The sequence below is a fragment of the Rhodococcus sp. 15-725-2-2b genome (assembly GCF_002259075.1).
Taxonomy (GTDB): domain Bacteria; phylum Actinomycetota; class Actinomycetes; order Mycobacteriales; family Mycobacteriaceae; genus Rhodococcoides.
In genome coordinates this window covers 290,962-310,357 of sequence record NZ_NPFL01000010.1, presented here as the reverse complement: position 1 = coordinate 310,357, position 19,396 = coordinate 290,962, and the positions used below count along the sequence as shown (strand labels likewise).

Genomic DNA, 19,396 nt, shown 5'->3' with positions numbered 1-19,396 from the left:
ACGGTAACTGCTTGTGAACGAATGAACAAAGTTGCGCACACCGGCCCTCACCTGCACACGCGAGAGCAATCACACGTTCTTAGGGTGCCCTGCCCGGGTGAGATCGGCTCGCAACCGCGGCACGTCTACCTCCCAGTAACTGTGTTCGATGCCGTCGAGGAGCACCACGGGCACTCGATCCCCGTACTCCGCACGCAGGTCAGGCGATTCCGCTGCCGCCTCGTCGACGTCGACGACGGTGACCGGCACGTCGAATTCGCGGCACACCTCGCTCAAGACCTCGAACGCGTGCGTGCAGGAATGGCAGCCTGCGCGGGTGAGAAGAGCCACGCCGGTGGGAGTCGTCTGCATGAATCCACTGTGACACGAGCTCGGTGGAGACGAAGGTCACAGTCCCCGGTCCGATCGGGGGCCGAACGACGGGCGCGCAGTACTGCCCTTCGCCTGTCGTCCGGACGACCCCGACTAGGCTTGCGGCGAGCGACTCGACTGGGAGGTGGACATGGTGAGCGACGGGGGAACAGACCTGCCGATCGAGAACACGCCCGATATCGACATGGTCGATACCAACGATCCGAGCGAGGACAAGCAGTTCAAACGCCGCATCCGCAGGATTCGCAATCCATTCGGTCCGACCGACGCCGAGGTCCGCGCCAACGTGGCAGGCCAGGCCAGTGCCGATGCCGCCCTGGCGTTGCAGATCGAGTCCGAGGCGGCCGTTCCGCGGGATCTGACTGCTGCCGCCTTCTTCGACGTGGACAACACGATGGTGCAGGGCGCGTCGATCATTCACTTCGCTCGCGGGTTGGCCGCGCGAAAGTACTTCACCAGCGGCGATCTGGCCCAATTCGCTTGGCAGCAGGTCAAATTCAGGGTCAGCGGCAAGGAGAACAGCGAGGACGTGGCCAGCGGCCGCGAGAAGGCGCTCTCGTTCATCACCGGCCGTCCCACCTCGGAGCTGACCCGGCTCGGTGAGGAGATCTACGACGAGTTGATCGCCGACAAGATCTGGGCCGGTACCCGGGCTCTCGCGCAGATGCACCTCGACGCCGGTCAGCAGGTCTGGCTGGTGACGGCCACTCCTCTCGAACTGGCCCAGATCATCGCCAAGCGCCTCGGCTTGACCGGGGCTCTGGGAACGGTCGCCGAGAGCAAGGACGGGGTGTTCACCGGCCGTCTGGTCGGCGACATCCTGCACGGCATCGGTAAGGCGCACGCGGTGCGTTCGCTGGCGGTGCGGGAAGGTCTCAACCTCAAGCGCTGCACTGCGTACTCGGACAGCCACAACGACGTGCCGATGCTCTCCCTGGTCGGCACCGCCGTGGCGATCAACCCCGATACCGACCTGCGTGAGCTGGCCAAGAACCGGGGTTGGGAGATCCGCGACTACCGCACCGGACGCAAGGCAGCCAAGATCGGAGTGCCCACGGCGTTGGCCCTGGGAGCGGTGGGCGGTGGGCTCGCCGCGGTGATCGGCCGTCGCAAGTCCTGATCCATCCCGGTGACGACAGTCAGAGCGTGAGCTGCATCAGCGTCAGGTCCAGCCAGCGACCGAACTTCACACCCACCTGCGGCATCTGCCCGACGGTGACGAACCCGAGTTTCTCGTGCAGTGCGATCGAGGTGGTGTTCTCGGATTCGATGAACCCGACCAGCACGTGCACCTCGCTCGCCTGCGCCCGCTCGATCAGTTCGCTCAGGAGCGCACTGGCCAGTCCGCGACGGTAGAAGTCTCGGTGGATGTACACCGAGTGTTCCACCGAATACCGATAGCCGCTCTTGACCCGCCACTGCCCGTACGACGCGTATCCGGCCACCCGTCCGTCGACCTCTGCGGTGAGGACCGGGTATCCAGCGGCGATCCGGCCCTCGAACCAGGCCGTGCGATCGGCGAGATCGACCTGTTCCTCGTCCCAGATGGCGGTGGTGTTGGCGACCGCATCGTTGTGGATGTCGAGAATCTCGGGTAGATCGGCAGCGGTGGTGTCGCGGATATGCACTGCCACAGGGTAACCCGAGCGTCTAACCCAGGAAGACGTTGCGCCTCTTGGCAAGCAGTCGATACAGCGTGTGCTGGATGGTCTCGCGGACGTGGTCGGTCAACTCGAACAGCACCATCGGATCCTCGAACGCGGTGGAGTCGTACCCGTCGGTGGGGATCGGTTTGCCGAATTCGATGTACCACTTGGACGGCATCGGAATCAGACCGAGCGGACCGAGGTGCGGGAAGAAGGGCGTGACCGGAAAGTAGGGCATGCCCATCAGTCGGGCCAGCGGTGCGATGTCGCCGATCTTGGGGTAGATCTCCTCCGAGCCGACGATGGAGCACGGGATGATCGGCACACCCGTCCGCAGCGCAGCCGAGACGAATCCGCCGCGGCCGAATCGCTGCAACTTGTAGCGCTCACTGAACGGTTTGCCGATGCCCTTGAACCCCTCGGGGAACACCGCGGCGACCTCGCCGGTACGCAGCAGACGCTCGGCGTCGGGGTTGCAGGCCAGCGTGTGCCCGGCCTTGCGGGCGATCGTGCCGACGCCGGGCATCTCGAATGCCATGTCGGCGGCCAACATTCGCAGAGGCCGGTGCGCCGGGTGGTGATCGCGCACGGCGACCGACGCCATCAACGCATCGACGGGCACCACGCCTGCATGGTTGGCAACGACCAGTGCGCCGCCGTCGGACGGAATGTTCTCGATGCCTTTGACCTCGACGCGGAACCACTTGTCGAACAGCGGCCGCAGCAACGGAAGCCAGATCGCGTCGGCGAAGTGCGGGTCGTAGCCGAACTCGTCGACGCTGTAGTCACCGGCCAGCCGCCTGCGTACGAACTCGGCGACCGAGGAGATCTGGTCGACGATCGTGGACTTGGTGTCGTCGATCATCGACAGCAGCGGAGCCGGTATCGACGGCGTCACGGTCGATGCGGCGGTAGGCGCCGGGTCCAGCAACGGCGTCGGCTCTCGGGGATCGGTGTAGGCGGAGGGGTGCCGCTCACGCGAGCCCGCAGCCGCTCGGGCCGAGCGTCCCGAGGTGCCGCCGTGCAATGGAATCACTTTGGCCACTTCGCTCACCCGTCCCCTCCCGAACTACGTACCGCTCCGGAACGCGGCAGTGCTGCCAGTGCACGCGCCGTGGACGCGCCCGTCTCGACGGCCGAGACCAGTCGATCCTCGACGCTGTCCACCCATTCGGTTCTGATGACCGGCCGCAGCGCTGCGCCTCGGACGAAGTCGTCGAACGCCTGAACCGTGGTCCACCGCGGCTCGAATCCCAGGACAGACCGCATGCGGGTGGTGTCGAGTCCGCAGCCGAAGTGGAAGTAGTCGAGTTGCTCGGTGGTGAACTCGCGCATCATGCCGCCCATCAGCGCGCGGCCGACGCTCTTGAAGAGCGGGAACGGTACCGGCACCTGAACGCGGCCGGCTCGGCGAATCGCCTGGGAGAGCATGATCGTGCCGTCGGCTCCGATGTTGAACGTGCCCGCCGACCCGCCGAGAGTGGCGCGCTCGAGCGCAGCCAGGGCGTCCTCTTCGTGCAGCAACTGCATGCGGGCGTCGCGACCGACGATGCTGGGGATCAGCGGCGAGGTCATGTAGCGCGAGATGGTGCCGTTCAGTCGCGGACCGATCAGCGGTGCCATGCGCAGGATCGACACCGCGATGTCCGGTCGTCGACGGCCGAGGCCACGTAGGTATCCCTCGATGTCGATCGTGTCCCGCGCGTACGCACCGCTCGGGGGGCGTCGGGCACTCATCTCCTCGGTGAATTGCACCGGGTCCTTCGCGCTGCAGCCGTACACCGAGGACGACGAACGCAGTACGACCCTCTCGACGGTCGGTGACTTCTGGCAGACCGCGAACAGCTGCATCGCGCCGATGACGTTGAGGTCCTTCATCGTCGCGCGGCCACCGGATTTCGGAGGCTTGGCGACGGTCGCTGCGTGCACGACGGTATCGACGCCTGCATTGCGAATCACTTTGCCGATCAGCGGATTACGAATGTCGGCGCGGACGAATTCCGCGCGACCCATCCGGCGCAGCAGATCCTTGCTCGGAGACACGGCGTCGACGGCGATGACGCGCTCGACGTTCGGATTCTGGGCCAGCCTGGTGACGAGGTAACCGCCGAGGAATCGACTCGCTCCGGTCACGAGGACCACTCGGGGCGCGGTCGATCCACGATCGCTCGGACTCACTGCGCACCCCCAACGTCGGTTCCGCTGCAAAGCCTACTGGATCAGCAGGTGTCCGGGTGGGTGAGAAGCAAAGCCCGTTCTTCGAACGGAAGAAGCCCGCCACCGACGGTGACGGGCTTCTTCGTGAAGCAGATGACGGCAGGCTTATTTGCCGAGTTTCCTGCGCTGCACGCGGGTACGACGAAGCAGCTTGCGGTGCTTCTTCTTCGACATGCGCTTGCGACGCTTCTTGATCACTGAACCCATGCGGGTGTCCTCACGTTCTTCTCTAGCGTTTTCGCGCACGCCGTTTGCGTACGCCTACCTGACAACCAAGCCCTGGGGCTGCGGTCACCGAGCTGGCGCTGGGGCCACGTACTCGCCCACGGCTACACACCGGCTGGCTGGCACGACGAGCGCCAATCCTACCGGTGTGAACCAGGACTTACGAAACCGGCCCCACGTGCACTACTAGCCTGCGTCGAAGTACGAGGTCTCGAGATAGTCGTGGACCGCCTTGGCGTGCACACGAAAAGATCGACCCACTCGTACAGCGGGCAATTCTCCGCCGTGCACCAGCCGGTACACGGTCATTTTCGAAACCCTCATCAGCGTCGCCACTTCGGCGACCGTGAGGAACTGCGTTCCGGCCAGAGCCGGTTGACCGTCCGGGGACGAACCCTTGGACGGCTTGTTTATAGACGCCATCAATCCACATACCTCCGGCACGTCTCATGCGGCAGGCTTCCCCTCCTGCCGAACAGACACGCACGTGCTGCCCCCGAGCCTATAGGGACAGATGGGGTTACTGCGACGGGAGTGGGGAAAAGATTTTTTATTCTGCTGTGATGCCCATCTCAACGGATCGGGCATTCGCGGCACCGAGGGCATCGAAAAACGCTGCTCGGAGACCGTTTCTCTCCAGTTCGCGCACCGCAGCGGCGGTGGTTCCGCCCGGAGAAGTCACGGCGTATCGGAGCTCGCTCGCGCTCTCGTCGGAGCGATCGAGCATCGCCCCCGACCCCACCATCGTCTGAACCACGAGCGCCGACGCCACGTCGCGACTCAATCCCAGGCCTACTCCCGCGTCGATCATGGCCTCGGCCACCAGGAAGAAATAGGCCGGGCCGGAGCCGGACACGGCCGTCACGGCGTCGAGCTGATTCTCCTTGACCACGACCACCTTGCCGACGGCCGAGAGGATCGAGCGCACCAGTTCGAGGTGCTCGGCGCGGGCGTACTTGCCCGGCGCCAACACGCTGACGCCCTCCCCCACCAACATCGGGGTGTTGGGCATGACCCGAACGACCGGGAAACCGGCGGGGAGCTTGGGCTCGAACTTGGCGGTGGGGACGCCTGCGGCCAGCGAGACGATGAGTTGTTCGCGATCGCCGTCGAGTTCGATCTTCGTGATCTCGTTCAGTGCCGCTTCGACGTCGGCCGGCTTGACCGCCAGCACGATCACGTCGGCACCCTCGGATGCGTCGCCGACGGTGGTGGTCAGTACTCCGAATTCCTCGGCGATCTCCTTGGCGCGGGCCTCGGACTTCTCGGCGACCACCAGATCGCGCACAGCGTGGCCGGACTCGAGGAGTCCCGCAATCAACGCCTCGCCGATCCGTCCGCCGCCGATCACTGCAATTCTCGTCATGGACGCCAAGCCTGCCATGTCAGTTCGAGCGCGGCACCATCGCCAACTGTCTGCTCTGCACCACGACGGCACCGGTCGAATCCAGCACCACGTGGTCCTCCTCGAACCAGGTGCTGCCGATGACGGTGCTGGTCGCCGCCACGCGCAGCCACCCCGGTGCCGGACGGCGTCGCAGGTAGGTCGTCAGCTGCACGGTCGGAGCCCAACCGAACATTCCGCGGTTCATGGTCACCGGGGCCGAGATGTCTCCGGTCATCAGCGCGAACAGCACGGCGGTGTCGACGTCGGCCTCGTCGCCCGCGAATGGGCGCACCCACAATCGAATCTCCGCCTCGCCCTGCTGACCGGTCAGGAACGACGCCGACGATGCGTCGATACGCATCTCGCAGCCCTTGGCGACGTGCACGATGGACGCCATCGGATGATCGCCTGCCACCGCGAGTGTCTCGGCGGGAGGTTCGACGGCCATCGACGACAACGACGTCGGTGTCTCGTGGTGGGGTTCGTCGGAGTCCGGACGACCGAGGGTCACCACCGCCCGCACGGCAACGCGTCCGGCCTGGGTGAGCTCGACGTCGACGTGGGAGACCTGGCGACCGCGCTTGCGCACGATGGTCGTCAGCGCTACCTCGCCGGGATCGGGTGCGGCCAGGTAGCTGACGCTCACTGCGAGCGGCTGGATCTCGGTCTGCTCCGGGTCGGTCCTTACGATCTGCTGACGCGCTGCTGCGGCGCAGACCGCGAGCATCGCGCCGCCGTGCACCTTGGGACCGATGGTCCAGGTGGAGTCGATGGCGCCCGCGAACGATCCGGTGTCGGCGTCGACCTCGAGCGCGGTCAGGGTGGTGGCGGCCTTGAAGGGGCTGGCGGAACTCATTGGCGACAACTTACCGGCGGCCTCAGGACAGGTGTGCGCGGGAGAACTGCAGTGCTTGTCCGAGCATCGACGATCGTTCGGGGACCGTGCGCGCGTTCTGCGTGTTGATCTCGATCACTGCCTGACCTTCGAAGCCGCGGCGCACCAGTTCGGTGCACACCTCGACACATGGCTGGCTGCCGTGACCGGGGATCAGATGCTCGTCGACCGATGCGCCCCGGCCGTCGGCCAGATGCAGGTGCGCGATGCCCTCGCCCATCCGGTCGAGCATCTCGAGCGCGTCCGAGCCTGCGGTGGCGGTGTGCGAGAGGTCGAGCGTGTAGTGATCGTGGCCGACGTCGGTCGGGTCGTACGACGGCGAGAACGCCGACAGGGCTGCGCCCGGACCACCGCGTCGTTCGAGTCGCTGTGCGGATTTCTCCTTGCGCCCGAAGAAGCGGTCGGCCCGCATCGGGAACATGTTCTCGACGGCGACCACCACGTGGGAGTTCGCTTCGAGTTCGGCGACCTGATCGGCGAAGCCGTCGCTGTACTTGCGCTGCCACCGGAACGGTGGGTGCACCACGACCGTCGCCGAGTCCAGCTTCTCGGCCGCCTCGACCGAACGGGCGAGTTTGGCGACCGGATCCGATCCCCACACTCGCTGCGAGATCAGCAGGCACGGCGCGTGGATGGCCTGCACCGGCACCGAGTACTCCCGCGAGAGCGCGGCCACCGCGTCGACGTCCTGGCTGACCGACTCGGCCCACACCATCAGCTCGATGCCGTCGTACCCGAGCTCCGCCGCGTACCGGAACGCCGCCTCGGTGTTCTGCGGGTAGACCGAGGCCGTGGACAGTCCCACCCGAATTCGCTGCGCACCCATCGGCGTGCCGGCTCAGCCGGTACTGAGCTGGAAGGCGAGCGGACCGAGCGTGACGAAGACACCGACGGCGATCGCGATGACGATCGACATCAGATCGTCGGTGCGCCGCAGAATTCTCACCACTGCGACGAGCCCGACGATGACCAGCACCGACAGCACCAGCGCGACCCACGGCAGCACGTCCCACAGTTGCTCGAAGCCCTTGAACAGCAGCGCGCCGACGGCGATCGACACCACGGCCTGACCGATCAGCACCAGCCATTGCCGGACGGCACCGCCCTTGCCCTTGACGGCCGCTGCCCGTCGATCGGTGCGCGAGGCCGCAGTCGCGCTGTCGGCCTCCGCGTCCGGTGCGTCGTCGGTTGCCGTGTCGGTCTCGACGTCGGTCGCGGTCTTCGGCTCGTCGTCGATCCCCGGCTTCACGAGATCGACGACCTCGGTGGCGGCGGACGTCTCGACCCCCGCCGACTCAGCTGTGGTGTCCTCGACGCGCGCGAGGCGCGGCGACACCACGGTCTTGGTCAGGTCGTCGACGTCGACTACCGCTGCTCGCGGAGCGACATCGGTGTTCGGCTCGGCCACCTCGACCTGCCGCGGTGCGCGGAAGCCAACCGGCTTGCGGGTCCGACTCTGCTCGGCCGGGGTGGATCCGTACGGAAGCCGATCCGACGTCGGCGTCGCAGCCGCCGTCGGTGCCACCGGGTGCCTGGCGCGTTCGGTGTCGTCGTGCGAGCGGTTCAGCAGGTCACCGGCAACCGTGGTGGAACCGGACAACAGTTCCGGCTCCGGCTGCTGCTTCTCGCGCTTGCCTGCCGGTTGGAACGGGGTGGGGCGAGTGCTCTGCGGCCGAGCCGGCTGTGGCCGCGAGGAGACGGCGGCGGGTGCAGCGTCCTCTGCCGCATCGTTGCTCTGCGGCGCTGCCGGAGCGACGTCGGACGTCTCGGGCTCGGGCTCGTCGGGGGCCGGGGTCTCGACAACCGGGGCGCTGCGGTTGCCGGGCTCGTCACGAACGACGGGGATCTCACCGGTCAGCTCGGCGACGGAGATGCCGCCCTTGACGCCACGGCGACGGCGACCGCCCGCGCTCAGGTTCGTCTTCTGACCGTTTCGGGCCAAGAGCTCGGCAACCGAGATCTGTCCGGTGTCCTCCGGGTTGGTGTCGCTCATCTCGAACTCCCCACCAGATCGCCGTCGGTTTCGGGGTCCAGCTTCCTCAACATCAAACCTTCCTTCAGCGCCCACGGGCATATCTCGAGTGACTCCGTTGTCGATGCCCGCATGCTCGCCTCCGCGACCAGAGCCCCGGCCGCCAGTTGTGGCGACCCGTCGGCGCTGACACCTACCGATTCTGCACGGTCGGCCGCCATGATCCGCGATACGAACGCTACGAGTTGCCTCGAGGAGTTGACTCGAGCCGCGTCTGCACCGACGTCGAGCACCCCTATTCGCACATGCCCACGGTACTGGGTCTACCGTCGTCGTTTGTGACAGCAGGTCGTGAGCAGCAGCCGTTCGCTGCAGAGGTCGAGATGGATTTCCCTCGAGAATGGGTCGAGTTCCCCGACCCCGACAATTCGGAACACCTCATCGTCGCGGATCTGACGTGGTTGTTGTCCAACTGGACCTGCGTGTTCGGGACTCCGGCGTGTCAGGGAACCGTCGAGGGCAGGCCCGACGACGGGTGCTGCTCCCACGGCGCGTTCCTGTCCGACGACGACGACAAGCGCAAGCTCGACGAGTCGGTGAAGTTGCTCACCCCCCAGGACTGGCAGCTCATGGACAAGGGTCTCGGCAAGAAGGGGTACGTCGAATACGACGATCTCGACGACGAGCAGTCACTGCGTACGCGGCGCTACAAGGGTGCCTGCATCTTCCAGAATCGACCCGGGTTCGAGGGCGGAATCGGGTGCGCGCTGCACTCGATGGCACTGCGCAAGGGCATCGAACCGCTCGAGGTCAAACCCGACGTGTGCTGGCAGCTGCCGATCCGGCGTACTCAGGACTGGGTGACGCGGCCGGACGGCTCCGAGATTCTCAAGACCACGATCGGTGAGTACGACCGACGCGGCTGGGGCGAGGGTGGTCTCGATCTGCACTGGTACTGCTCCGGCTCGCCCGACGCGCACGTCGGATCGAAGCAGGTGTTCGAGTCCTACAAGCCGGAGTTGACCGAGCTGCTCGGCAAGGCTGCGTACGACGAACTGGCGTCGCTGTGCAAGCGTCGCCGCGGTCTGGGTCTGATCGCGGTGCATCCGGCCACTCGTGAGGCGGAGCGGCTGCGCCGCACGTGAGCGAAACTTCGTAGCCCACTACGAATTTCCGCTCACATGCCGCAGGCTCAGCGCTCACCTGCCGCAGGCTCTACCCCTCGAGTTTGTAGCCCAGTCCGCGCACGGTCACCAGGTGTTCCGGCTTGGCCGGATCGGATTCGATCTTCGAGCGCAGTCGCTTGACGTGCACGTCGAGTGTCTTGGTGTCGCCCACGTAGTCGGCTCCCCACACGCGGTCGATCAACTGCCCGCGGGTCAGCACTCGACCGGAGTTGCGCAGCAGATACTCGAGTAGGTCGAATTCCTTGAGCGGCAACGTGATCTGCTCGGATCCGACCATCACCACGTGGCGTTCGACGTCCATGCGCACCGGTCCGGCTTCGAGCACTCCGGTGTCGACTCCACCGTCGACCTCGGCGTCGGAGCCGCGCCGAAGAACTGCGCGGATGCGGGCGATGAGTTCGCGTGCCGAGTACGGCTTGGTTACGTAGTCGTCGGCACCGAGTTCGAGCCCCACGACCTTGTCGATCTCACTGTCGCGTGCGGTCACCATGATGACGGGAACCCCTGAGCGCGAACGCAATTGCTTGCACACGTCGGTTCCGCTCATGCCGGGGAGCATGAGGTCGAGCAACACGATGTCGGCTCCTGCGCGATCGAATTCCGCGAGTGCCGACGGTCCGTCTCCGACGACGGTGGCCTCGAAGCCTTCCTTGCGGAGCAGGAAGGCCAGTGGATCGGCCAACGACTCTTCGTCTTCCACGATCAGAACGTTGGTCACTGATTCTCTCTTTCTGTAACCGAAGCGTCGTCTTCTTCTTCGAAGTACGCAGGGATCTGGAGGGTGAAGGTGGATCCGGTGCCCAGCTTGCTCCACAGCGAGATGCTGCCGTTGTGGTTGGCTGCGACGTGTTTGGCGATGGCCAGGCCGAGGCCCGTGCCGCCGGTGGCCCGCGACCGAGCTTTGTCGACGCGGAAGAATCTCTCGAAGACGCGTTCCTGGTCTGCCTTGGCGATGCCGATGCCGCGGTCGGTGACGGCGAACGCCACGTTGTCTCCGCGCAGAGCTCGGCTCACCGAGACGGGCGAGCCGTCCGAGGAGTAGGCGATGGCGTTCTGGATGAGGTTGGCCAGGGCCGTCACCAACAGCGCTTGGTCTCCGAGGACCTCGAGGCCGCTCGGGTGGTCGGTGGTGACGGAGATTCCGGCGTTCTCGGCGGCGAGCTTGGATCGATCCATCGCCTCGTTGACGACGGTGTCGACGTCGACCACCTCGAGGTCGGGTAGCTTCTCGGCTCCCTGGAGTCGCGAGAGCGCGATCAGTTCGGTCACCATGTTGCCGAGCCGTTTGGATTCGGCGACGACCTTGCCGCCGAAGTGCCGGACGGAGTCCGGATCGTCGGCCGATTCGAGCAGCGCCTCGGCCAGCAGGCTCATCGCGCCGACGGGGGTCTTCAGTTCGTGGCTGACGTTGGCGACGAAGTCCCGACGCGTCGCCTCCATCCGGACCTGCTCCGAGTCGTCGTCGGCGAACAGCACCACGAAGCGCTTGTCTTCCTTGCTCAGCAGGCGCGCGACGCAGCGGACGGCGATCTTGTCGCGGCCGGTTCTCGGGTTCTTCGAGCTGAGGTCGACCTCGACGGGGTTTCCGTCGGCCAGGACCTTGAGAACGGTCTCCCAGGCACGATCGTCGATCAGACGGTTACGCACCAGTCCCAGCTCCTCGGCGCGCGGGTTGAACAGCACCACGTCGTGAAACTGGTCGACGACGGCGATGCCGCTCTCCGATGCGAGGACGATCAGGTCCAGTACCTGCGACATCGTCAGGCCGGAGCTGGCTCGGCGACGCTCCGAGTGTCGAGTGTTGAGGTACGGGATCAGAACACCGCCGACGAGGTATCCCACGAAGGCCGCGGCGATAGCCAGTAGTACGGCCGATGCGACACTCACACCGGAATCGTACGTTCGATGGACAGCTCACATACGCAGGGTGCAGGCATTTCCCTGGTCGTCATAGTCCCCGTCGGCAGTGTTCTTCGATCGTTCACCTGCAGTTACGACAAAACGTCGGTTTGCGGGAGGTGGCGCTACTTGCCGCCCTGGTTTGCCACGGCAGCTGCGCCTGCGGCCGCTGCTTCCGGATCGAGGTAGGTGCCGCCCGGGTTGGTGGGCTTGAGCTTTCCGTCGACCTCCTCGAGGTCGTACTGCAGCGGAATGCCGGTGGGGATGTTCAGTTCGGCGATGTCCGCGTCGGAGATCTCGTCGAGGTACTTCACGAGAGCGCGCAGCGAGTTGCCGTGCGCGGCGACGAGGACGTTCTTGCCTGCCTTCAGGTCGGCGACGATCGTCTCCTCGAAGTACGGGATCAGGCGCTCGACGACGTCGGCGAGGCATTCGGTCAGCGGAACGCTGTCCAGATGGGCGTAGCGCGGATCGGCGTCCTGGCTGTGCTCGCTGCCGATCTCGATGGGCGGCGGCGGGGTGTCGTAGCTACGACGCCACAGCATGAACTGCTCGTTGCCGTACTTGTCCTTGGTCTCGGCCTTGTTCAGTCCCTGTAGTGCGCCGTAGTGCCGTTCGTTCAGACGCCAGTCGCGGACGACGGGTATCCAGTGCCGGTCGGCCGCGTCGAGTGCGAGGTTGGCGGTGCTGATCGCGCGACGCAGCAGCGAGGTGTACAGCAGGTCGGGAAGGGTGCCCGCCTCGGCGAGGAGCTGGCCTGCGCGCTTGCCCTCGGCCTCACCCTTCTCGGTCAGTCGCACGTCCACCCAACCGGTGAACTGGTTGGACGCGTTCCATTCGCTCTCGCCGTGACGAAGCAGAATCAAGGTTCCGATACTCATGTGGTCAGTTTCTCATGCTCCGGCTGCGCCGGCCCGCGTACGACGAGCACGCCGACGACGACGATCATCACGACGGCGGTGAGGGTGATCGGGATGGGAATGACGGGGTCGAACAGCACGAGGACGGCACCGGTGGGGACGACGACGTTGACCACTCGATCGGCGTGGGCACGAATAGCGATGAGCCAGACCCCGAACACGAACACCGCGATCGGGATCGTGACCGTGAACGACGCGGCGGTGTCGCCGAGCTTGCTCTGCTCGGTCAGTACGTCGATCTCGACCTCGATGCCGGCCGAGAACGCGCCTGCTGCCGCGAAGATGAAGTAGTGGGCGTAGCCGTAGATCACCGAGTTGCCGAATTTTCCGATCGCTCGGTGATGCGGGGGCCAGAAGTAGATCCACCACAGGCTCGCGGTGACGACGAGAGTGAGGACGGAGATCGAGATCAATGGTGCGAGGGCGGTCTCGTCGTGAATTGCCTCGATGATCGCGTTGGCCGACGCGAGGAGGGATTCGCCGAGCAGAATCAGTGTGAACAGTCCGTAGCGTTCGGTGATGTGGTGCGGATGCCACGGTGTCGTGCCCCGCCGCTCGGCGATCAGCGGTACCGACATCTCGACGCCCGCGAGTACGACGAACACGACGATCGCGGCGGTGCCGTCGAGCAGCAGTACCCAGAGAATCCACAGAACCTGCACTCCCGCAATGCCTATCGCATAGGTCAGCGCGGTCTGTCGATGTTCGGGGCTTCGCGATGCCCGCAGCCACTGAGTCACCATCGCCACGCGCATCACCACGTACCCGATCACCACGATGGTGAAATCCTGGTCCACGAACGCCGATTCGATTCCTGCGGAGAGCACCAACACCCCGGCCATCTGTACGACGGTCAGCGTCCGATACAGCCAGTCGTCGGTGTCGAAGGACGTCGCGAACCACGTGAAGTTCATCCACGCCCACCAGATCGCGAAGAACACGAGCGCATAGCCGAGCAAACCGTCGGCGATGTGGTTCTCGGTGAGGTCGTGATGGAGTTGAACCGACGCAATGCTGACGGCCACCACGAACACCAGGTCGAAGAACAATTCGAGTGGGCTCGCGGAGCGATGCGGCTCGTTCGGATCACGAGGTCGCATCGGCACCAAACGGGCAGCGGAAGGGTTCACGATCGCAGACTAGGTCATCCCATTCGTGAGCGTTGTCTCGATTGTGTTGCGAGGGTTGATATTGCGGACATTTCGGACATTGTTCGACGCTTCGCCGCCGGGACTGTCGACACCTCACCCCTTTTCCCGACTGCGCGCCGGGGTTCGAGTCCTGGCTGGTGTGTGAGGTCGACAGAAAGGGTGTGAGGTTACCGGCTCACTCCCCCAGGTCCGCCCCGATCGCGCCGATTCGAGCTCTCACACTCTCATCGAGCTCCTCGGTCTCGACGAAATAGCGACGAAACACCGAGCGCATCAATTCGATGACTTCGATGTGCTGTCCGAGGACAACTCGAAGCGACCGGTCACCGCTGTAGGTGATTCTCTCGAACTTCTCACCCAGTTTTCTGGAGGAATCGAAATCACCGAACGCCCCGACATCGATGACGTATTGCAGGCCGTCGATCATGTCTTCGAGATGGTCGACGTACTTGGCGCAAGCAGCGTCGCATTGCGCGGCGACACCTTCAGGGATTTCGAGCTGCCCGGCTTGCGCCTGCGCGGACATATTTCGCCAGTACTGCATCGACGCGTACAGCTGATTCGAGTCGAGCCCCATGCCGTTCTCCTTCGCTGCTAACCGACTACAGGCGGCATCGATGATCGAAGTGCCATCGCTGTTCGCCCGACTTCTGTGCACGGGTCCCCAAGGGCATCACGAACAACCCGTTTGTCGAGGACGAAATAGACGACGCCGCCTTCCACCTCGTATGCCACACCGCAACTTTCACTTCCGTCCTGTCCTGATCGAAGGAATCGCTCCCCCCCGAGCGCAGGATCTTCGGTGAACTGTTGAAAACGTTCGTTCTGACGGACGTCCTCGATCGAGGAGTTCGACGATGAGAAGATGCCCAGTAGGTACCACGAGCTCGGCTCAGGATTGTTCCAACTGCAAACTCTCCAGTTCGCTATCTCGGTGATCCCGCGCGCACCCGACTCCTTAGAGTCCACATCCAATCCCGCTGCCTCGATGGCGTCGTTCGGGATGGTGCAGGGATCCCATGGCTCGTCTTCCACCGGTGTCGCGACCGCCGAGCTCGTCGGCTCTGCAACCGGCGCGCTCTCCGTCGCCCCGCCACATCCGGAGACCGACACCATCACGCCGACCAGACCCGCCACCCACCACCGCGTTGCCCTCACCTCTGGTTGGACGCGGCGAATGTCGGTTCGGTTCCGCGACGACCTCACACACCTACTGACGAGTGGGCACCCCCGCTCACTTCGGAGCGGGGGCGCGCAGTCGTCAGAAAAGGTGTGAGGTCACCATCGAGCAGAGGTCAGCCGCAATTCGACGGAGCCGGCTCCCCTCGGAATCGCGCGTCCACGTAGGCGTAGGCCTCGGGCAGTCCGACGAGCGATCCGCTGAAGTGTTCGGCGAGTGGGTAGGCCCGGAACTGCACCGTTGCGCCCGCTGCGCAGTAGCGGTCGACCGTCTCTTTCACCGGTGCGAAGGGAGTGATGAAGTCGTTGATCCCATGCCAGATGTACACCGGGGCGGTGGGAACGCCCTCGTAGTCCACGAGGCTGTTCTTCTTCAGAACCGCCTGCGCAGAAGGCAGCGAGGCAATGTCGACGTTCGACAGGTCCCGGGCGCTCTTGAACGCTCCGCCGATGATGATGGGACGCCTGCATTCGTTGCTCACGCGATCTCGCAGGGCCAGGCCCGCCGCATTGAGGTTCTCCGAGACGGGGAACTCGGTGGGGTATTCACGTTCGAGTCCGAGGGATGCCGCCAGCGCCATTCCGAAGGCCGGATGCGGAATCGCGCTGTAGCCCAGGTTCTTTGCGATCAAGCCCAGGTCGGCGGGAGTTCCGCCGTGCACACTGGCCACGATGTTCAGCTCCGGCGCGTAGGTGGGTGCCATGGCACCGGCCCACGACGTCGCCAGGGCACCTCCCGAGTAACCCAGCAATGCAACAGGACTGTCCTTCAGCGGCAACTGCTCGAAGTTCTGCACGGCTCGAACCCCGTCGAGCGTCAACCGACCTTCGTATTCGGCAGCGCCGTAGGCACCGGTCGGTCCGAGGTAGTCCGGCACCGCAACCGCCCAACCGCGGGCGACCATACCGAGGTACAGGCTCGGCGCTTCACCGATCTCGTAGGTGAAAAGTCCGTGCGACGGGGCACATTTGACGCCCAGAGCATTGATGACGGCCTGGTAGGACACCAGTGGGGTTCCCGCGCCTCTACCTCGGGGCATCAGCACCGTGGTCACTGCGGCAACCGGTGCACCTGCGGAGTTGGTGGACCGGTACTTCAGTTGCCAGATGTCGGTGTTGGGGTACATCCAGGCGTCCGCACGACGGCTGGCCAGGATGTCACCCGGCGCGTGATCGGCGATGTCGGCCGGTGCCGCATAGAAGACGTCCGGATCGGGGGCCGTCGGCGCGGGAGCCGCCGACGCTGTTGTGCCCGTTGCGAACAGGTACACGCAGAGTGCCACCAGGATGGACCCCAGGGTCGAGAGCTTTCGGATCACGGTGCGCCTTTCGGAGTGAGCAAGATCGAAGATCACGGAACTACGGGAAGAGAGAACTGGTTGATCGGATCCGTCGAGGACACGACGACGTCCGCTGGGCCCGGCCCACCCGCGAAGGACGGATCCGACGCGGTGATCTCGACGGCGATGCGGTGTCCGAGGTCGAATCGATGGACGATGCTCGGTAGCGAGATGGTCACCGGCTCGCCGGATCCGGTGAGTACGGCAGGTGCAACCAGTCCGTGGATCGGACTGCGCGCACCGTCGGGTGCTACGTCGAGCACGGTGACGAAGACGGTCGCGGGACCGGACACCGTGGGACTGATGGACAACGTCGGTGCGCCGACGACATCGATGGGTTCGGTCAGTGGCGGGGTCGTCCAATTCGCGGCAGAACCGGGTAACGAGACCCGCGGCACGGGCAACTCGCCCGGGAGATTCGGCAGTCCGAACGTGGTGGGCATCGACGCACCTGCGCCCCGAATCGTCTGTTTCCAAACACCATTCGTCGAATCACCCTCGGACAGCGATCCATTCGACAACTGAAACGTGCGCCGGGCACCTACCGGAAATGTCTCGGATTCGACGTACGCGGGCGACGCGACGCCGCTGTAGGGCACCCAATCTCGGAAATAGGTGAATGCCGGCCCCGGGTCGACGTCACGATCTTTGAGGTGTCGGTCGAGCCAGTTGCCCACCAGTGCCGCTTCGTGCTGAGTGAACGGGTCGGGTGCCTTGATGTCGAACTCTCCCGGATAACCCTTGCGATCGTTGTGTCCCCACGAGTGCCAGATCATCGACGTCTCGACGCCACGCGAACGCAAGGTCTCGTAGGTGGCGGCCGCCTCGTCGAGGCTGAACAGTGAATCCTTCTGGCCCTGCGTGAGCAACACCGGGACATCGACGCGATCGAGGTAGTCCACCGGCGATACGTGACGCATCGCCGCCAGAGTTTCCGGGCCGGGTTCGCGATTGGCAGCGAAGGCGGACGCGGCGTCGCACACCCACTGGGCGTAGTTCGGGCACCCCTGCGCCCGTGCCGGATCGACTGCGTATCCGCCCGGGCCGGTCAGAATTGCGCCCGCCGCCAGAAACGCCGACCCGAACACGCTCTTGACCGGTCCGACGGATCTGCGGCCCGCCCCGTCCGGTGCCATCGACCGCGCCAGATCGTTCCAGGTGATCATCGACGCCACGGTGTCCAATCGTGGATCGACCGATGCCGTGGCCAATCCTGTTGCGCCGGCGTAGGAACCGCCGAGGTAGCCGACGCGCGGGTCACCGGGTCCGTCGAGTCGAACCACGTCGAGTGCCGGAGCGGCCACCGTCCGTGCGGGGTCGGTGAACACTCCGCCGCTCTCGCCTGCGAGGTAGCTGACGAGAGCCGACGCGGCCATTCCGTCGTAATCAGGATCGGCGAAGTAGATCTTGCACGTCGAGCCGCCGAAACCCAGGGCCGAGTAGGACAGCACCACGTAGCCGTGGGTGGCGAATCTGGCAGCGGCACCTGCCTGGTCGTCCTTGGACCCGCCGAAACCGTTGCTGGTCAGAATGGCCGGGGCTCGGTGGTCCGGTCCGAGCCCGGCAGGAACATAGATATCTCCGACGACGGTGCAGTGCTGATCGCGTTCGGGTCCCACTGCGATGTCGAAGTACCGAGTCTGCACCGAGAAGCCGCCGAGCGTCTGCGGTGCCAGGACCGGAAGATCCGCTGCGTATCCGGGCACCGACGCCGCAACCAGAGCTGTCGTCACAGCAGCGACGACAGTTGCCCACCGTCTCATCGGAGGCAGTTGGTCGGCGGCGCGACGCCCCGAAACCTGTTGTCCAGGAATGTCAGTGCGGCGGGAAGCCCCTCGAATGCCGCCTGGATGTGCTGCGGTGCATGGACGACGTCGAACTGCAACGTGGCCCCACTCGCGCAGTACCGCGCAGCAGTGTCACGCAGCGCACCGATCGGAATGAGCGGATCGTTGTCGCTTCCCCACAGAAGTGTGGGTGCCGTCGGCACACCTGCGTACTTGACCAGACTGTTCTCGTCGATGATCTGCTGTGCCTCGGGGCTGTCCACCAAAGAGGTGGTGGTCGAGACGGCCAGCGCACTCTTGAACGCTCCGGTCGCCCGGATCACCGGCGTGCACGCATTCGACACCTGATCCTTCAACGCCAGACCGGTGGAATTGAGTTGTGCGGTGATCGGCAAGCGATCCGGGTACTCGCGTTCGAGTCCGAGGGCGGCGGCGAACGCGAGACCGAATGCCTGGTGGGGCTGAAAACCCAATGCGCGGGCGATGTTGTCCAGATCTGCGGGCACACCTCCGGCTGCGGCACCGACGATGTTCAGCTCGGGTGCGTAGCTGGGAGCGAGCGCCGCGGCCCACGCCGTCGCCATTCCGCCACCGGAGTAGCCGGCCATACCTACCGGGCTCGCTGCCAGACCGAGTTCCGGCACGCGCTGTGCGGCGCGGACGCCGTCGAGCGTGATCTGTCCGCCCAACTTGGCTGCGCCGTACGCACTTTTCGGCCCGAGATGGTCCGGTACCGCCACGGTCCATCCACGCATCAGCGCGAGATTGAGAAATTCACGTTCCTGCACGCCGGTCGTCGGGTCGGCACCGAACAGAGACTCCGACGGAGCGCACTGCAACCCGAGCGCGTTGACGAAGGGTTGATAGGACAGCAATGGTCCGCCCGAGGCGCGGTTCATCGGTGCCAGAACGGTTGTCACTGCGGCGATGGCGTCGCCTCGGGAATCGGACGACCGGTACTGGAGCTGCCAGATGTCGGCGCCGGGATACAGGGGGCTCGAAAACCGCCGACTGGCAACGACATCACCGTTGTTCTTTCCGTTCAGGTCTGCAGCCGCCGCGTACAACGTGCCTGGTACCGGGGCCGGATCACCGGGCGCTGCCGACGCGTGGGGAGCCGAAGCGAACAACAGCGACATCAGCCCGACGACGAGTGTGAGGGTCACGAGGGTGCGAAGCATGGCGAAATTCTTCTCGATTTCGATCGGCCCGAACGCAA

General features: G+C 65.1%; 21 protein-coding genes and 1 pseudogene. 2 read left to right on the top strand and 20 right to left on the bottom strand.

The window, feature by feature from the left end:
• Positions 1 to 69: 69 nt before the first annotated feature.
• Positions 70 to 351, bottom strand: coding sequence for a glutaredoxin family protein (locus CH306_RS13645; RefSeq protein ID WP_032393880.1), 282 nt, complete (start codon positions 349 to 351; stop codon positions 70 to 72).
• 205 nt (positions 352 to 556) lie between these two features.
• Here CH306_RS13645 and CH306_RS13640 point away from each other — a divergent pair, with 205 nt between their 5' ends.
• Positions 557 to 1,492 carry an HAD family hydrolase gene (locus CH306_RS13640; RefSeq protein ID WP_045200988.1) on the top strand — a complete coding sequence of 312 codons (936 nt, stop codon included), beginning with the start codon at positions 557 to 559 and terminating at the stop codon, positions 1,490 to 1,492.
• A gap of 19 nt (positions 1,493 to 1,511) precedes the next feature.
• Here the strand turns inward: CH306_RS13640 and CH306_RS13635 are convergent, their stop codons facing one another.
• From CH306_RS13635 to CH306_RS13590, 10 genes and pseudogenes are all read right to left on the bottom strand, one after another.
• Complete coding sequence (locus tag CH306_RS13635; RefSeq protein ID WP_094646894.1) at positions 1,512 to 2,000, bottom strand: GNAT family N-acetyltransferase; 489 nt, start codon at positions 1,998 to 2,000, stop codon at positions 1,512 to 1,514.
• 22 nt (positions 2,001 to 2,022) lie between these two features.
• Entirely contained in the window at positions 2,023 to 3,072 is a 1,050-nt protein-coding gene (locus CH306_RS13630) for a lysophospholipid acyltransferase family protein (protein WP_045198911.1), read from the bottom strand.
• A complete protein-coding gene (locus CH306_RS13625) occupies positions 3,069 to 4,196 on the bottom strand; it encodes an NAD-dependent epimerase/dehydratase family protein (protein WP_256981153.1) in 1,128 nt (375 codons plus the stop codon). Before CH306_RS13625 ends, CH306_RS13630 begins: the two co-directional genes overlap by 4 nt.
• Positions 4,197 to 4,340: 144 nt before the next feature.
• Complete coding sequence (locus tag CH306_RS13620) at positions 4,341 to 4,442, bottom strand: 30S ribosomal protein bS22 (protein ID WP_003402602.1); 102 nt, start codon at positions 4,440 to 4,442, stop codon at positions 4,341 to 4,343.
• 204 nt (positions 4,443 to 4,646) lie between these two features.
• Complete coding sequence (locus CH306_RS13615) at positions 4,647 to 4,883, bottom strand: helix-turn-helix domain-containing protein (RefSeq protein WP_008713658.1); 237 nt, start codon at positions 4,881 to 4,883, stop codon at positions 4,647 to 4,649.
• A gap of 127 nt (positions 4,884 to 5,010) precedes the next feature.
• Positions 5,011 to 5,826 (bottom strand): pyrroline-5-carboxylate reductase, encoded by an 816-nt coding sequence (proC, locus tag CH306_RS13610; RefSeq protein WP_032394165.1) that lies wholly within the window; start codon positions 5,824 to 5,826, stop codon positions 5,011 to 5,013.
• Between the two features lie 19 nt (positions 5,827 to 5,845).
• Positions 5,846 to 6,703, bottom strand: a complete 858-nt coding sequence (locus tag CH306_RS13605) for a thioesterase family protein (protein ID WP_032393878.1) — start codon at positions 6,701 to 6,703, stop codon at positions 5,846 to 5,848.
• A gap of 22 nt (positions 6,704 to 6,725) precedes the next feature.
• Positions 6,726 to 7,568 carry a sugar phosphate isomerase/epimerase family protein gene (locus CH306_RS13600; RefSeq protein WP_094629733.1) on the bottom strand — a complete coding sequence of 281 codons (843 nt, stop codon included), beginning with the start codon at positions 7,566 to 7,568 and terminating at the stop codon, positions 6,726 to 6,728.
• Between the two features lie 12 nt (positions 7,569 to 7,580).
• On the bottom strand, positions 7,581 to 8,735 hold the full coding sequence (locus tag CH306_RS13595; protein WP_094646858.1) for a hypothetical protein: 1,155 nt from the start codon (positions 8,733 to 8,735) through the stop codon (positions 7,581 to 7,583).
• A pseudogene (locus CH306_RS13590) lies at positions 8,732 to 8,986 on the bottom strand (Ppx/GppA phosphatase family protein); the annotation flags it as partial. The gene CH306_RS13595 and the pseudogene CH306_RS13590, both read right to left, overlap by 4 nt.
• 111 nt (positions 8,987 to 9,097) lie before the next feature.
• On the opposite strand from CH306_RS13590, the gene CH306_RS13585 reads away from it, so the two are divergent.
• A complete protein-coding gene (locus CH306_RS13585) occupies positions 9,098 to 9,859 on the top strand; it encodes a hypothetical protein (protein ID WP_179272857.1) in 762 nt (253 codons plus the stop codon).
• A gap of 70 nt (positions 9,860 to 9,929) precedes the next feature.
• Here CH306_RS13585 and CH306_RS13580 read toward each other — a convergent pair whose 3' ends face one another.
• The 9 genes from CH306_RS13580 to CH306_RS13540 form a co-directional block, all read right to left on the bottom strand.
• Positions 9,930 to 10,619 carry a response regulator transcription factor gene (locus tag CH306_RS13580; RefSeq protein WP_032393874.1) on the bottom strand — a complete coding sequence of 230 codons (690 nt, stop codon included), beginning with the start codon at positions 10,617 to 10,619 and terminating at the stop codon, positions 9,930 to 9,932.
• Positions 10,616 to 11,788 carry a sensor histidine kinase gene (locus CH306_RS13575; RefSeq protein WP_032393873.1) on the bottom strand — a complete coding sequence of 391 codons (1,173 nt, stop codon included), beginning with the start codon at positions 11,786 to 11,788 and terminating at the stop codon, positions 10,616 to 10,618. The genes CH306_RS13580 and CH306_RS13575 overlap by 4 nt, the downstream gene beginning before the upstream one ends.
• A 137-nt stretch (positions 11,789 to 11,925) precedes the next feature.
• Entirely contained in the window at positions 11,926 to 12,681 is a 756-nt protein-coding gene (locus tag CH306_RS13570; RefSeq protein ID WP_094646857.1) for a phosphoglyceromutase, read from the bottom strand.
• Positions 12,678 to 13,820, bottom strand: coding sequence for a low temperature requirement protein A (locus tag CH306_RS13565; protein ID WP_094646856.1), 1,143 nt, complete (start codon positions 13,818 to 13,820; stop codon positions 12,678 to 12,680). The genes CH306_RS13570 and CH306_RS13565 overlap by 4 nt, the downstream gene beginning before the upstream one ends.
• Before the next feature lie 226 nt (positions 13,821 to 14,046).
• Positions 14,047 to 14,448, bottom strand: a complete 402-nt coding sequence (locus tag CH306_RS13560) for a hypothetical protein (protein WP_094646855.1) — start codon at positions 14,446 to 14,448, stop codon at positions 14,047 to 14,049.
• Between the two features lie 17 nt (positions 14,449 to 14,465).
• Positions 14,466 to 15,008 carry a DUF3558 domain-containing protein gene (locus CH306_RS13555; protein WP_143545377.1) on the bottom strand — a complete coding sequence of 181 codons (543 nt, stop codon included), beginning with the start codon at positions 15,006 to 15,008 and terminating at the stop codon, positions 14,466 to 14,468.
• A 158-nt stretch (positions 15,009 to 15,166) separates the two neighbouring features.
• Positions 15,167 to 16,369 (bottom strand): lipase family protein, encoded by a 1,203-nt coding sequence (locus tag CH306_RS13550; RefSeq protein WP_254924034.1) that lies wholly within the window; start codon positions 16,367 to 16,369, stop codon positions 15,167 to 15,169.
• Positions 16,370 to 16,401: 32 nt separating this feature from the next.
• Positions 16,402 to 18,123 (bottom strand): CocE/NonD family hydrolase, encoded by a 1,722-nt coding sequence (locus CH306_RS13545; RefSeq protein ID WP_179272840.1) that lies wholly within the window; start codon positions 18,121 to 18,123, stop codon positions 16,402 to 16,404.
• Positions 18,124 to 18,149: 26 nt separating this feature from the next.
• Complete coding sequence (locus tag CH306_RS13540) at positions 18,150 to 19,358, bottom strand: lipase family protein (RefSeq protein ID WP_094646893.1); 1,209 nt, start codon at positions 19,356 to 19,358, stop codon at positions 18,150 to 18,152.
• Positions 19,359 to 19,396 lie beyond the last annotated feature (38 nt).

Excerpts from the sequence above, each read along its gene's own strand:
- CH306_RS13645 (WP_032393880.1), bottom strand. The coding sequence starts at position 351 with ATGCAGACGACTCCCACCGGCGTGGCTCTTCTCACCCGCGCAGGCTGC.
- CH306_RS13640 (WP_045200988.1), top strand. The coding sequence starts at position 557 with ATGGTCGATACCAACGATCCGAGCGAGGACAAGCAGTTCAAACGCCGC.
- CH306_RS13620 (WP_003402602.1), bottom strand. The coding sequence starts at position 4,442 with ATGGGTTCAGTGATCAAGAAGCGTCGCAAGCGCATGTCGAAGAAGAAG.
- CH306_RS13615 (WP_008713658.1), bottom strand. The coding sequence starts at position 4,883 with ATGGCGTCTATAAACAAGCCGTCCAAGGGTTCGTCCCCGGACGGTCAA.
- proC (WP_032394165.1), bottom strand. The coding sequence starts at position 5,826 with ATGACGAGAATTGCAGTGATCGGCGGCGGACGGATCGGCGAGGCGTTG.
- CH306_RS13605 (WP_032393878.1), bottom strand. The coding sequence starts at position 6,703 with ATGAGTTCCGCCAGCCCCTTCAAGGCCGCCACCACCCTGACCGCGCTC.
- CH306_RS13600 (WP_094629733.1), bottom strand. The coding sequence starts at position 7,568 with ATGGGTGCGCAGCGAATTCGGGTGGGACTGTCCACGGCCTCGGTCTAC.
- CH306_RS13595 (WP_094646858.1), bottom strand. The coding sequence starts at position 8,735 with ATGAGCGACACCAACCCGGAGGACACCGGACAGATCTCGGTTGCCGAG.
- CH306_RS13585 (WP_179272857.1), top strand. The coding sequence starts at position 9,098 with ATGGATTTCCCTCGAGAATGGGTCGAGTTCCCCGACCCCGACAATTCG.
- CH306_RS13570 (WP_094646857.1), bottom strand. The coding sequence starts at position 12,681 with ATGAGTATCGGAACCTTGATTCTGCTTCGTCACGGCGAGAGCGAATGG.
- CH306_RS13565 (WP_094646856.1), bottom strand. The coding sequence starts at position 13,820 with ATGCGACCTCGTGATCCGAACGAGCCGCATCGCTCCGCGAGCCCACTC.
- CH306_RS13560 (WP_094646855.1), bottom strand. The coding sequence starts at position 14,448 with ATGGGGCTCGACTCGAATCAGCTGTACGCGTCGATGCAGTACTGGCGA.
- CH306_RS13540 (WP_094646893.1), bottom strand. The coding sequence starts at position 19,358 with ATGCTTCGCACCCTCGTGACCCTCACACTCGTCGTCGGGCTGATGTCG.